Consider the following 13,512-nt stretch of genomic DNA (forward strand, 5'->3'; position numbering starts at 1 on the left):
CGCCTCCCGGCGGTCGTCCGCCGGGTCTCACTCCGCGACGGCGTCCTGGTCGCTGACCAGCTCGCCCCGGATCACCGACGCCACGACGTGCGCGAACGCCGCCTGCGAGTGTCCCCAGGTGAAGCCCTCGCTGTGCCGCAGGGCCCCGTCGGAGAGCCGTCGCCGCTCGGCCTCGTTGCGCAGCAGCGCGCCCAGCGCGGCGGTGAGCTCGGGCTCGGTGTCGACCAGCACGCCGGAGACCCCGTCGACGATCGACTCCCGGGTGCCGCCCGCGCCGGAGTAGGCGATCGTCGGGGTGCGGTGCGCGGCCGCCTCGCCGACGACCAGGCCCCAGCCCTCCTTGAGCGAGGGCAGCGCCATCAGCCACGACTCCTCGTAGATCTCCTGCTTGCGGACCTCCGAGACGTGTCCCTCGAAGACCACGGCGCCGCGGTCCACCAGCTCGCGGGCGTAGGCGTGCAGCGTCGGCTCCCACCAGCCGCTGCCGACGACCGTCAGCCGCAGGTCGGGGAACTCGTGCAGCAGCACGGCCACCGCGTCGATCGCGTGCTCGACCTGCTTGTGCGGCACCAGCCGCCCGACGACGCAGATCGAGGGGTACGCCGTCTTGTGGGCGTCGACCGAGACGACCAGGTCGGTGCCGTTGTGGACGATCGCGACCCGCGGTCCGGTGACGCCCAGCTCCCGCAGCTCGCTGCGGGTGGCACGCGAGACCGCGACGTACTGGCAGTGCCGGTAGAGGCGCGGCGCGAGCCGGCTCTCGATCCACCAGCCGACCCGGCCCGTCGGCCCCGGGTAGACGACGGGCCACTGCTCGCGGTGCACGTGGTGGACCAGCACGATCACCGGCTTGCGGGTGACCAGGCGGGTGAAGAACGGCAGCCCGTTCTGCACGTCGACGACCACGTCGACCCGACCGAGCCGGCGTCGCAGCAGCGCCAGCATGCCCTGGAGGTAGACCGACAGCTTGCCGCCGCGGCGCACGAAGCGGATCCCGTCGACGACCTCGTCGGGTGCGGCGCCGGCGTACGCCGCGCAGAAGATGGTGACCCGGCAGCCCCGCTCGACCAGGCCGGCGGCCATCTTCTCGAGGTAGCGCTCGGCCCCGCCGCCCTCGGGGTTGCGGGTGTCCCGCCAGCTGAAGAACGCCACATGGCGACCAGCAAGCGAGTCGGCGTCGGTCGTCGGCACCCGGCGAGGTTACTAGCAAGTTCAGATATGGTGCGCCGCATGTCCTGGCGCCCCGACCTCCGCCGGTCGGTGCGACTCTTCTCCGACTTCCGCGTGGAGCAGACGGACCCGGCTCGCTTCTACTCGGCGCTGGCGAGCGACTCCGTGGGCCAGCTGAGCGGCTACCTCGACCTCGACGGCGCGACCGTCCTCGACGTCGGCGGCGGGCCCGGCTACTTCCGCGACGCCTTCCAGCGCGCGGGCGCGACGTACTGGGCCCTCGACGCCGACGTCGGCGAGCTCGCGGGGCTGGGCAGCATCGCCCACGGCACCGTGGTCGGGGACGGCATGAACCTGCCCTTCCGGGACGCCTCGGTCGACCTCTGCTACTCCTCCAACGTGCTCGAGCACGTGCCGCGGCCGTGGGACATGGCCGAGGAGATGCTGCGGATCACCCGGCCCGGTGGCATCGCCTTCATCTCCTACACGCTGTGGTTCGGTCCGTGGGGTGGCCACGAGACCTCGCCGTGGCACTTCCTCGGCGGCCGGTTCGCGCGGCGCCGCTACGCCCGCAAGCACGGCCACGAGCCCAAGAACAAGTACGGCGAGTCGCTCTTCGCCGTCACCGTCCGCGACGGGGTGCGCTGGGCGCGCCGTCAGCAGGCCGGTGAGGTCCTCGCCGTGATCCCGCGCTACAACCCGCGCTGGAGCTACTGGATGACCCGCGTCCCGCTGCTGCGCGAGCTGGTCACCTGGAACCTCGTGATCGTGGTGCGCAAGGAATGACCGACCGCCACGAGCCCGCGCGGACGGGCGTCGCTACCTCGCGCCTGCGGATGGCCGGGTACGCCGCGATCCTCACCGCGCTCGCGTTCTCGCAGTCGGCCGGCCGGATCGCCGCCGACACGAAGTTCGACCTCGTCACCAACCCGCTGAAGTTCCTCCTGGGCGGCCTCCGGCTGTGGGACCCGTCGGCGGCGTTCGGGCAGATCCAGAACCAGGCCTACGGCTACGCGTGGCCGATGGGCCCCTTCTTCCTGCTCGGCAAGGTCATGCAGCTGCCGCCGTGGGTGATCCAGCGGGCCTGGTGGGCGCTGCTGCTCTGCCTGGCGTTCTTCGGCGTGGTGAAGCTGGCGCAGAAGCTCGAGCTCGGCAGCCCGTTCACGCAGGTCGTCGCCGCCTTCGCGTTCGTGCTGACGCCGCGGATCACCACGCTGCTCGGCGGCACCTCGGTCGAGGTCTGGCCGATGGCGCTGGCGCCGTGGGTGCTGGTGCCGCTGGTGATCGGCAGCCAGCGCGGGTCCGTGCGCCGGTACGCCGCGCTCAGCGCCCTCGTCGTCGCCTGCTGCGGTGGCGTCAACGCCGTGGCCGTCGCGGCCGTCCTGCCGCTCGGGGTGATCTGGATCCTCACCCGCGCCGCCGGCCCGCGGAAGTGGCCGCTGCTGGGCTGGTGGACCACCTTCACCGTCCTCGCGACCCTGTGGTGGAGCGCCCCGCTCCTCTTCCTGGGCCGCTACAGCGTGCCGTTCCTCGACTACATCGAGAACGCCACCATCACCACCGTCCCGACGGACCTGGCCCGCACCTTCGCCGGGCAGTCGGACTGGGTCGCCTACTTCGCCGGCATCGACTACCCGGCCGGCCAGCAGCTGGTCACCACGCCGTTCCTCATGCTCGACGCCGCCGCGATCGCGGCGTTCGGCCTGGTCGGCGTGGCGCTGCGCGGCAACCCGCACCAGCGGTTCCTGACCTGGGGCGTCCTGACCGGGCTGGTGCTGGTCGGCTTCGGGTACGCCGACGACCTGTCCGGCTTCTTCGCCGCCGACCGCAAGGAGTGGCTCGACGGCTCGCTGGCGGCGCTGCGCAACCTGCACAAGTTCGACGTCGTGCTGCGCATCCCGCTGGTCCTCGGCCTCGCCTACGTGCTGTCGGTGCTGCCGGCCTACGCCCGCGACCGCGCCAGCACCTGGGGCACCCGGGCGCTGCAGGTCGCGGCCGTGCTGGCCGTGGTCGCGCTGGTGCTGCCCTGGGCGCAGGACCGGATCGCGCCCCGCGAGGCGCCCTACCAGGTGCCCGACTACTGGTACGAGGTCGCCGACTACCTCAACGCGCACGACGACGGCACCACCGCGCTCGAGCTGCCGGCCACGACCTTCGGCATCTACGACTGGGGCAACGTCCACGACGACATCCTCCAGGGGCTCGCGGGCAGCCCGTGGGCGGTGCGCAACGTCATCCCGCTCGCGCAGCCGGGCAACGTGGTCTTCCTCGACGCCGTCACCAAGGCGGTCGAGTCCGGTCACCCGAGCGCCAGCCTCGCGCCCTACCTCGCGGAGAACGGCGTCGGCCTGCTCGTGGTCCGCAACGACCTCGACCGCTTCCAGACCGGCGCCCCGGACCCGGCGTACGTGCGCAGCGTGCTGGAGAGCTCGCCGGGCATCACGCTGGTGAAGTCCTTCGGTCCGGAGGTGGGGCAGGACCCCTACGACTTCACCGCCGGCCAGCACGTCCGCGTGGTCGCCGGCTCGGGCATCTCCGGGGTCACCGGCGCGGTCGACGTCTACCGGGTCGACGGCGCCGCGGCGGGCACGCTGACGACCGGGACCCAGGTGCTGGTCGGCGACCCCGGCACCGGCCTGGACGCCTCGATGGCCGACCTCGGACCGGGGCCGCGGATCCTCGCCGAGGACGCGACCCAGGAGGACGCCCAGGGCGAGATCCTCACCGACGGCACCAAGCGCCGCGAGACCAACTTCGCCGCCGTCCGCGCCAACCAGTCGGCGACCATGCCGGCCGGCGAGCCCTACCGGCTCAACGGCCCCGAGCACGCCCACCGCTTCCTCGAGCACCCCGAGCGCTGGCAGACGACCGAGAGCTGGTCGCGCGACGTGGTCTCGGTCGACGCGAGCAGCTCGCAGGCGTACGCCGACGCCCAGCCACCGCTGCAGATCGGCACCCACCCCGGGGCCGCCCTCGACAGCGACCCGGCGACCGAGTGGCTCTCCGCGCGGCACCTCGACCCGACCAAGCAGTGGTGGCAGGAGACCTTCACCCGGCCCACGCTCGTCGACACGGTGACCGTGACGATGGGCCGCGACTCGGCGCCGGTGCCGGAGCTGACCCTGCAGGCCGGCGACACCAGCCGGACCGTGCCGGCGCCGCCGCCGGGCAAGGCGCGGACCTACGCGCTGCACGCCAGCGGCGCCGACTTCCTGCGGATCACCGCGGCCGGCACCGACCAGGTGCTGCCGGGCTCCTTCGGGCTGGCCGAGGTCTCGGTCCCCGACGTCGAGGCCCAGCGCTACCTCAACCTGCCGGTGCCCGACGACCGGTTCACGCTCGACGCGATCGCGGTCAGCCGCGATCCGGACCGCGCGGCGTGCGTGATGATCGAGACCAACCTCGCCTGCGACGACTCGCTGATCGCGCCCGGCGAGGACGGCGACACCCTCGCGCGACGCTTCCTGCCGCCGTACCAGAACGTCTACCAGGTCGGCGCCACCGGCTCGCTGCGCCGGACCACCGACGCGAGCCTGCTGCTCTCGTCGGGCATCTCGGTCACCAGCGACGTGGCGGTCCACGACGTGGCCGAGAGCCCGGTCGCGCTCGGCGACGGTGACCTGGCGACCACCTGGGTGGCGCGGCGCCGCGACGAGGTGCTGCACCTGCAGTTCCCGGCCCGCCGCAAGCTCGGTGCGATCACCCTGCAGCTGACCGACGCCGCTGCCGCCTCGCTGCCCTCGCGGCTCCTGGTGCGCTCCGGTGAGCGGAAGGCGACCGTCAGGATCGACGACTCCGGCCACGGTCGGCTGCCGGCGTGGAAGACCGACGACCTCGAGATCGAGGTGAAGGCGACGCACCGGGCCTACTCCGCGTCCGGCCGCCAGTTCGTCGAGCTGCCGCCCGGCATCTCCGAGCTGCTGCTCGACGGCGAGTCGCTCAACCCCGGCAGCACCGACGTACGCCGCTTCCCGTGCGGCACCGGTCCGCAGATCACCGTCGCCGGTCAGCTGCGCGACACCTCGCTGCGCGCCAGCACCCGCGACCTGATCCGCGGCACGAGCGTGCCGCTGAAGATCTGCGGCTCCGCCGACGTCCTGCTGACCCCGCAGGCGTCGTCGCTGCTGGCGCTGCCGACCCCGCTCTTCCGGGTCGACTCGGCCACGCTCGAGCAGGACGACGCGACGGCGGCGCCGAGCACCCCGGTGCAGGTCCGCCACGACTCCGACGGCTCGCCGTCCGGCGTCGACCTCGACGCCCGCTCCCGCGACGGCGTCCTGACGCTGCCGCAGAACATCAACTCCGGCTGGTCGGCCTCGCTCGACGGCAGCGACCTGAAGCCGGTCCGGATGGACGGGTGGAAGCAGGGATGGACCGTCCCGGCGGGGGAGCAGGGCAAGGTCTCGCTCTCCTACGCACCGGCGCTGCCCTTCACGGTGCTGCTGATCCTCGGCGGCGTCGGCGTGCTGGTCGTGGTCGCCGTCGCGGCCTGGCCGCGACGCCGCACGGCGGCCGGCCCGGCGCGCCTGGTCGCGGGTCGCCCCGGCGTGCTCGACCTGGTGGTCGTGGGCGCGGCGGGCGGCCTGCTCGCCGGCTGGTGGGGCCTGGGCGCCACCGCTGTCGCCGTCGTGGCCGGGCTGGTGCTGCGCCGCTTCGATGGCTGGGCCTGGCTGGCCGGTCTCGCGCTGCTGGTCGGCTGCCTGTCGCTGACCACCGACACCCTGACCCGGCAGACCTGGGCGGTCACCTGGAGCCAGGGCTGGTCGATCGGCGCCGTGGCCCTGATCGTCGCCGCCCTGGCCGGGCTGCGGGCGCGCTCGCCGAAGGTTGTCAACGGCCGGTCCGCGGTCGTCGAGCGGGAGCGGCGCCGGCTCCGGATGCCCCGCCTGCGGCGGCCCGGGCAGCGCTGACTCGCCTCAGTGCACCGTGGCGCGCTCGGGGCGGGACTCGGCGTCCATGCGGGCGAAGAAGCGCAGGTTCTTCCAGCGCATGATCGGCCGCTCGTAGAGGTAGTACGACGCGGTCGCGATCACGATCGTGACGCCGAGCGTCGTGCCGGCGACGGTGAGGAACCGGCCCGTGAAGATGCCGATGTCGAGGACCGAGAAGACGGCGTTGAGCACCAGCATGTGGATCGCGAAGACGCCGTACGAGATCTCGCCGAGCCAGAAGAGCACCGGCCCGCTGAGCTGGGTGCGGACCCAGCCCTCGCGCACCGGCCCGAAGACGAGCGGCAGGACGTAGAGGGCGCCGGCGATGGCGTAGAGCACCACCTTCGGGCCGGCCTCCCAGCCGCCCGGGGTGAGCAGCGTGCGCGGACCGGCGAGCGGGGAGCAGGCGATCGCGAAGACGGCGGTGGCGAGGATCCAGCAGCCGACCAGGTCGTGGCCGAGCCGCTCGAGCACGTGGTCGCGCGGGTCGACGGCCAGGCTCGCGGACACGGCCGCGAACCACACGCCGACCAGGAACCACGGCAGGTAGCCGGGCAGCCACTGGGCGTAGTGGCCCTCGTTGCCGGGGATCTGCGCGACCCAGGCCTGCCAGGCGACGCCGAGCACGAAGAGCACCACGCTCCAGGTCAGCACCGTCGGCAGGTGGAGCCGGTGGCCGCGCTCGCCGCGCCACTGCTTGGTCAGCAGCCAGCACAGCAGCGGCAGCACGACGTAGAACGCGACCTCCGTGCACAGGCTCCACATCTGGGTGAGGGAGCTCGGCAGCAGGTCGGCGCGGTAGAGCTGGGTGAAGGTCAGGTTGGCCAGCCAGTCCCGCCAGTCCATCTGGTCGTTGGCGGGGTCGAAGGCCAGCGCGACCACGACCACGACCCAGTAGAGCGGCAGGATGCGCAGGGCGCGCTTCCAGAGGTAGTGGCGGCTCGACGGCGCCGGTCGGCCCAGCGCGGCGGTGAGGAACCACGGCCGGCTCAGCAGGAAGCCGGAGAGCACGAAGAAGAGCGTGACGCCGAAGTCGAGCCGGGCCAGCGCCGCACCCGTCCAGCCCTGGTTGATCTGGCCCGTGTTGAACGCCGAGTGGGTCAGCACGACCATGATCGCCCCGATCGCCCGCACCGCGTTCAGCGTCGGGAAGGTGCGGTCCTGGAAGTCAGCGTGCCGGTCCATCAGTCGCCCTGCTCGTCGTTCTCGTCGTCGTCCTGGTCGGTCCGCGGGTTGAGGGCCTCGTTGCGGAGGTCCTGCTGGATCAGCTTCTCCAGCTCCGTGCTCGGTACGGCGCGCCCCACGGTGATGTCGTTGGTGCACAGTGTCACCCCGGAGCCGAGTCCGCCGATGGTGATCGACCGGAACTGCGGCCCGCCCTCGAAGTAGAGCGCGTGGACGCCGGCCTTCACGGTGGTGTCCCGCGTGACGTTGCCGGCGACCACCCGCACCGGGCTGTCGGCGCTGCCCAGGTAGCCGATCCGGACCCACCAGCCGCCGTACGCGACCGGGCCGTTGAGCGGGATCGTGACCGACCCCTCCTGGACCTTCCAGCCGCACTTGCCGTCCGGACCCTTCCGCGCCTCACGCGTCGGCGGGATGGCCACGGGCACGATCTGCCCCTCGTCGTCGATCATGTCGAGGCGGTCGGTGGCGACCCGGGTGTAGGCGAGCGTCGTCTCGCCCGAGAGCACCCTGCTCTGCAGGTTCTCCGGGTAGCGGACGCCGTTGGTGACGAAGTAGGGGACGATCGCGTCGACCACCGGGATCGGCGTCGTCGAGGACCGCAGCTGCGGCACCAGGGCGTCGAACCACTGCTCGCCGCGGGTGTCGTCGTGCCAGTAGGACATGTAGGTCCACGTCGAGACCGCGCTCAGCGCCACCACGCCCGCGGTCGCGACCGCGACCCGTCGCGGGTGGTCGAGGAACTCGCTCTCGCTGCGCCGCTCCGAGGACTCGGTCGCGCCGATGATCGGCATCGTCATGCAGGCCAGGCCGATCGCGGTCGCCGCCGCGAGCTCGCCCTGGAAGCGGTAGTCGAGGCCGACCAGCGGACCCGAGACGCTCGCCCGGGTGAGCAGCACCAGGGCCACGTCGATGAGCAGGAAGTAGCCCGGCACCCACAGCCCGCGCAGCGACCGGCGCCGGTGCTTGCGGATCTCCCACAGCAGGACGAGCACCAGCGCGAGCGCGAGGTAGGCGACCGCGTCACCGGGCTGGGCGAAGGAGAAGGGCTGCTCGGGCACCCGCCACCACCGCACCGGACCGCCCAGCAGCGCGGGCACGTAGGCCTCGCGCACCATCTTGTCGAGCGTGCCGAGGACGGGGTAGCTGACCGGTGCCGAGGCCCGGAAGTCCCGGCCGACGAGCAGGTAGACCGCGACGTACGCCGCGCCCGTGGCGATGTAGATGGCCAGTGCGGACAGCCGCCCCCGGATCGCCGAGCGCACCCGCGCGACGGGGGAGCGGCCGGTGGCGAAGTAGCAGAGCGTGACGATGCCGAGGACGCCGTAGACGAGCGCGGTCTTCTCGTTGAAGGCGATGCCGACGGCGATCCAGAGGTTCGCGGCGACCGCGTGCCGCAGCTGGCCGGTGCGGAGGTAGACCACGTGCGCGGCGAGCCCGAAGAAGAGCGCGATCTGCAGGGGGAGCAGGTTGACCGCGGCCGCCCACCAGATCGACGCCTCGAGCGAGATGACCGACGCCAGGAAGAGGGCCAGCGGGGGCAGGATGCCCGGTCGCAGCCCGAAGAGCGTGCGCAGCAGGTAGAGCATGCCCAGGTCGCACAGGGCCTGGAGCACGACCATCTCGGTCGCCGGGAGCAGGAAGTTCCAGGGCGAGACCGACTGGTTGAGCCAGGAGAGGTACATCGCGGCCGGCATCACGTGGCCGTAGTAGCTGCGCGCCGCGACCGACGGCGCCAGGCCGTCGTGGAACATCCGCGAGATGAAGTTGAAGTCGTCGATGTGCAGCCAGCCGCCGTACGTCGCCCAGGCGCGGTAGGCCAGGTGGACCACGATCAGCGCGAGCGCCGCGGCCAGCACCCAGGTCTCGCGGGGCCGGCGCCGCTCCGCGGTGGGCTCGGTGGTGGGCTCGGTGGAGGCGGCCGTCATGAGGCGGTCTCGTCGTCCCCGTCGCTCGAGTCGCCGTCCTTGCCGAGGTCGGGGAGCGGCGAGGGGGTGCCGAGCTCGAGGTCGGTGACGCAGGTGCCGCTGTCGTCGGGGAAGGACTTGAAGACGACCGAGCGGAAGGTTCCCGACGCCTGCACCCACAGGGTGTGCTCGCCGGCGGGCAGGTCGAGGTCGTAGGCCTCGTCGCCCGCGACGACCCGGACCGGGGTGACCACGTCGGCGTCGTAGTCGACGGTGACCCACCAGCCGGTGCCGATCACGGGGCCGTCGAGCGGCACGGTCACCGGCGACCGGTCGAGCGGGTAGGGGCAGTCCTTGGTGGAGGCGTCGGCGTCCTTGGGCTCGACCATCTGCCGCGCGGGCACGAGCCGGGCCCGGGTCAGCTTCCCGTCGTCGTCGAAGACGTAGATGTCGTCGATCGCCGACGTCGGGAACACCATCTTGTCCGACCACGGCTTGAAGAGGTGCTGGTAGGTGTTCTCGGGGTAGCGGAAGGACCACAGGATCGCCTGCGGTACGCCGTCGTTGACCAGCGGGACCGGGCCGTCGGCGGAGGCCTCGTCGAGGCTCGACTCGACGGTGTCGAGGTAGTCGCGGCTCGGGTTGTCGTCCTGCCACAGGGCGACGTACCGCACGCTCGAGAAGATGCTGAGGGCCGCGACCACCACCCCGACCGCCGCGACGGTGCGCCGGCCCTCGTAGCCGGCCGGGGCGTCCTCGCGCACCGTGTTGGGCTCGCGGGCGCCGATCAGGGGCAGGAAGGCCAGCCCGATCGAGAGCACGGCGACCAGCGCCGCCTCGCTCTGGTAGCGGTACTCCCGGGCGATCTCGGGCCCGACCACGCCCGCCCGCGCGGAGGCGAGCAGCGCGACGTTGCCGATGGTGGTGAAGGCCAGCAGCGACCAGGCGCGCTTGCTGATCATCCGGCTGCGCCAGCCGTAGTAGACGATGCCGGCGACCGCGGCCCAGGAGATGACGAGGACGGCGTCGGCGGGGTCGGCCAGACCTCCGGGGTTCAGCGACTGCCACTCGATCGGGCCGCCGACCAGGGCCGAGCTCATCGCGATCCCGACCAGGTTCCAGGCGATCGGGCCCCAGGAGACGTCGGCGGTCTCGCCGGGGGAGAAGTTGAGGCCCCAGTGGGCGTAGATCGCGAGGTAGGCCGCGCCCAGCACGACGTACACGATCACGCCGACCCGGTAGGAGTCCCACAGCCCGCGCAGCCGCTGCGGCGTCTTGCCGGTGCTGAACCAGCAGAGCGCCACGAGCCCGTAGATGCCGAGGACCAGGATCGTCTTCTCGTAGAAGAGCAGCCCCGCCGCGACCCAGAGGAGCGCGACGACGAGGTGCCGGACCCGGTGGGTGCGCAGGTAGGCGAGGTGGGCGGTGAGGCCGAAGGCGAGCGCGATCTGGAGCGGGATCTGGTTGATGCCGGCGGCGAACCACACGCCGGCCGGCAGCGTGAAGACCCACGCGAGGTAGCCGGCCAGCAGCACCAGGACGACCGGGCGGCGGCCGAACATCGACAGGAGCAGCCGGAAGACGCCGATGCTGGCGATCAGTTGGAGCGCGAGGATCACCGCGGCCCACGGCGCCCAGTCGAAGACCGCCCACTTCGTGAGCACCCAGGCGATCGCGAAGCCCGCGGGCATCAGGTGGCCGCCGTAGGACTCGAAGAGGTAGTCGGCCCCGAACGGCTGGTTCAGCGCCCGCGACATGAAGGCGAGGTCGTCGAAGTAGAACCACGATCCCCAGAGCGCCCAGCCACGGAAGAGCAGCTGCGCGAGGATCATCAGGGCGCCGGCGAGCAGCAGTCGGTCAGGTCGGCGCACGGCGGGAGTGTGTCACAGGCCCCAGTCGAGCACCGAAGATCGCCGTGCCCGGCGTGAGGCGTCCCCGAACACCTGACCAGCCGCCCCAGACCCGCTCGTGGCCCGCCGGCCACTCGGGCTCGGCCAGGTCGGTGATGACGAAGCCGTGGGTCGCCAGCAGAGCCACCCAGTCGCCGAGCGTGCGGTGGTGCTCGACGTACGCCACGACGCCGGTGGCGTCGTCGATCTCGACGTACGGCGTGCGGTCCCAGTAGGACTGGCTCGCGACCAGCCCCTCCTCGGACGGGTCGTCGGGGAACATCCACCGGGTCGGGTGGGTGATCGAGAAGGCGTAGCGGCCGCCGGGGCGCAGCACCCGCGCGGTCTCGGCGACGGCGTCGGCGATGTCGCTGACGAACTGCAGTGCACCGAAGGAGGAGAAGACGACGTCGAAGCTGTCGTCGGCGAAGGGGAGCGCGGTGGCGGTGCCGAGCACCGACGGGACCGGGATGCCGGACTGCTCGTCGATCCGCCGCGAGTGCTGGAGCTGGCGGTGGGAGAGGTCGAGGCCGAACGAGCGGCCGCCCTGGGTGCGCACCCACCGCGAGCACTGGCCGGCGCCCGACCCGACCTCGAGCACGTCCTTGCCGGCGAGGTCGCCGAGGATGCCGAGCTCGGCCTCGGTCAGGCCCTCGGGGCCCCACACGAAGCCGGCGTCGCCGAGGAACTCGCCGTGGGTGGACTGGTACTCGTCGGCGTACCGGTCCCAGTCGGGGCCGTTGGCCCGGCGGGACTCCTCCTCCGAGACCGGGCGCCGCTCGACCCGCACGGGGGGATGGTTCTCCACGCCCGGGAGCGTAGCCCGGCCGCCTCGGGGGAGGTGAACAGCGGGCGAACTCTGCGTCCAGGGGGTGTGCCGAGGACCGTCGCGGCGCACGTTGGGGTCGTGACAGCCGCAACCCTCATCCTCGTGCTGGTGATCGTCACGGCGCTTGCCTTCGACTTCACCAACGGCTTCCACGACACCGGCAACGCGATGGCCACCTCCATCGCCACCGGTGCCCTCCGACCCAAGATCGCGGTCGCCCTGTCCGCCGTGCTCAACCTCGTCGGTGCCTTCCTGTCCGTGGAGGTGGCCCTGACGGTCACCAACGCGGTCATCAAGATCCAGGACAGTGAAGGCGGCCCGAAGGAGTCCCTGATCAACGACGGCGGGTATCCGCTGCTCCTGATCATCCTGGCCGGCCTCGTCGGCGGCATCCTCTGGAACCTCGCGACCTGGCTCCTCGGGCTCCCGTCGTCCTCCTCGCACGCCCTCTTCGGCGGGCTGATCGGCAGCGCGGTCGCCGCGCTCGGCTGGAGCGGGGTGAACTGGAACGGCGACGGCAGCAAGCTGGACGGCGTGGTCGGGAAGGTGATCCTCCCCGCGATCGCCTCACCGGTGATCGCCGGCCTGGTGGCCGCGGTCGGGACGTGGCTGATCTTCCGGGTGACGGCCGGGATCGCCGAGCGGTTCACCGAGACCGGCTTCCGGTGGGGCCAGATCGGCAGCGCCTCGCTGGTCTCGCTGGCTCACGGCACCAACGACGCCCAGAAGACGATGGGCGTCATCACCCTCGCGCTGCTGGCCTCGGGCCACTGGACCGACACCGGCGCGGTGCCCTTCTGGGTGAAGCTCTGCTGCGCCTTCGCCATCGCCTCCGGCACGTACGTCGGCGGCTGGCGGGTGATCCGCACCCTCGGCAAGGGCCTCGTCGAGATCCGCTCGCCGCAGGGCATGGCGGCCGAGAGCTCCTCGGCCGCGGTGATCCTCGCCTCGAGCCACCTCGGCTTCGCGCTCTCGACGACCCACGTGGCCACCGGCTCGATCGTCGGCACCGGCGTGGGCAAGCCCGGCGCCGAGGTGCGCTGGGGGATCGCCGGGCGGATGGTGGTGGCGTGGGTCATCACGCTGCCGGCCGCCGGCGTGGTCGGCGCGGTCACCTGGTGGATCGGCGACCTGCTCGGGGGTTACGCCGGCCCACTGGTGGTCTTCGGCCTGCTGCTGGCCGCGTCGACCTTCATCTACCTGCGGTCGCAGCTCCAGCCGGTCTCGGCCGCCAACGTCAACGACGACTGGGACGGCACGCCGACAGCGGGCCGTCGCCGCGAGAAGGAGGTGGCGGCATGAGCGACAACCTGGGCTTCGCGCTCGACGGTGCCTGGCAGGTGCTGCTGGCCAGCCTGGTCTTCGGCGCCGGCCTGCCGGTGGTCTACGCCTTCGGGATCCGGGCCTTCGCCTGGGGCGCCGGCGGCGACGCCGAGGTCTCGCACGCCCGTGCCAACCCGGTGGGCTACGTCGTCGGGGCGCTCTGCGTCCTGGTCGTGCTCGCCGGGGTCGTGCTCGGCATCACGATCATCGCCGCCGCCGGCTTCGGCAAGGCGGTCTCCTTCGAGCACGGCTACCCGACCATCGTCGCCAAGGAGTGA

General features: G+C 72.3%; 9 protein-coding genes. 4 read left to right on the forward strand and 5 right to left on the reverse strand.

The features are described 5' to 3' along the window. Positions 1-27: 27 nt before the first annotated feature. A complete protein-coding gene (locus K8U61_RS25310) occupies positions 28-1,191 on the reverse strand; it encodes a glycosyltransferase family 4 protein (protein ID WP_224121247.1) in 1,164 nt (387 codons plus the stop codon). A 39-nt stretch (positions 1,192-1,230) separates the two neighbouring features. On the opposite strand from K8U61_RS25310, the gene K8U61_RS01795 reads away from it, so the two are divergent. Beyond that, positions 1,231-1,956 (forward strand): class I SAM-dependent methyltransferase, encoded by a 726-nt coding sequence (locus K8U61_RS01795; protein ID WP_224121248.1) that lies wholly within the window; start codon positions 1,231-1,233, stop codon positions 1,954-1,956. Beyond that, on the forward strand, positions 1,953-6,080 hold the full coding sequence (locus tag K8U61_RS01800; protein WP_224121249.1) for an alpha-(1->3)-arabinofuranosyltransferase domain-containing protein: 4,128 nt from the start codon (positions 1,953-1,955) through the stop codon (positions 6,078-6,080). Before K8U61_RS01795 ends, K8U61_RS01800 begins: the two co-directional genes overlap by 4 nt. Positions 6,081-6,086: 6 nt before the next feature. Here the strand turns inward: K8U61_RS01800 and K8U61_RS01805 are convergent, their stop codons facing one another. The 4 genes from K8U61_RS01805 to K8U61_RS01820 are packed head-to-tail and all read right to left on the reverse strand — an operon-like array spanning position 6,087 to position 11,890. Next, positions 6,087-7,286 carry an acyltransferase family protein gene (locus K8U61_RS01805; protein ID WP_224121250.1) on the reverse strand — a complete coding sequence of 400 codons (1,200 nt, stop codon included), beginning with the start codon at positions 7,284-7,286 and terminating at the stop codon, positions 6,087-6,089. Continuing rightward, complete coding sequence (locus K8U61_RS01810; RefSeq protein WP_224121251.1) at positions 7,286-9,214, reverse strand: hypothetical protein; 1,929 nt, start codon at positions 9,212-9,214, stop codon at positions 7,286-7,288. Before K8U61_RS01810 ends, K8U61_RS01805 begins: the two co-directional genes overlap by 1 nt. Next, on the reverse strand, positions 9,211-11,064 hold the full coding sequence (locus K8U61_RS01815) for a hypothetical protein (protein ID WP_224121252.1): 1,854 nt from the start codon (positions 11,062-11,064) through the stop codon (positions 9,211-9,213). Before K8U61_RS01815 ends, K8U61_RS01810 begins: the two co-directional genes overlap by 4 nt. Continuing rightward, positions 11,051-11,890, reverse strand: coding sequence for a class I SAM-dependent methyltransferase (locus K8U61_RS01820; RefSeq protein WP_224121253.1), 840 nt, complete (start codon positions 11,888-11,890; stop codon positions 11,051-11,053). Before K8U61_RS01820 ends, K8U61_RS01815 begins: the two co-directional genes overlap by 14 nt. Positions 11,891-11,989: 99 nt before the next feature. Between K8U61_RS01820 and K8U61_RS01825 the strand changes: the two genes are divergently transcribed. Beyond that, complete coding sequence (locus tag K8U61_RS01825; protein ID WP_224121254.1) at positions 11,990-13,213, forward strand: inorganic phosphate transporter; 1,224 nt, start codon at positions 11,990-11,992, stop codon at positions 13,211-13,213. Further along, positions 13,210-13,512 (forward strand): hypothetical protein, encoded by a 303-nt coding sequence (locus K8U61_RS01830; RefSeq protein WP_224121255.1) that lies wholly within the window; start codon positions 13,210-13,212, stop codon positions 13,510-13,512. Before K8U61_RS01825 ends, K8U61_RS01830 begins: the two co-directional genes overlap by 4 nt.

Source organism: Nocardioides mangrovi (assembly GCF_020073815.1).
Classification (GTDB): Bacteria; Actinomycetota; Actinomycetes; order Propionibacteriales; family Nocardioidaceae; genus Nocardioides; species Nocardioides mangrovi.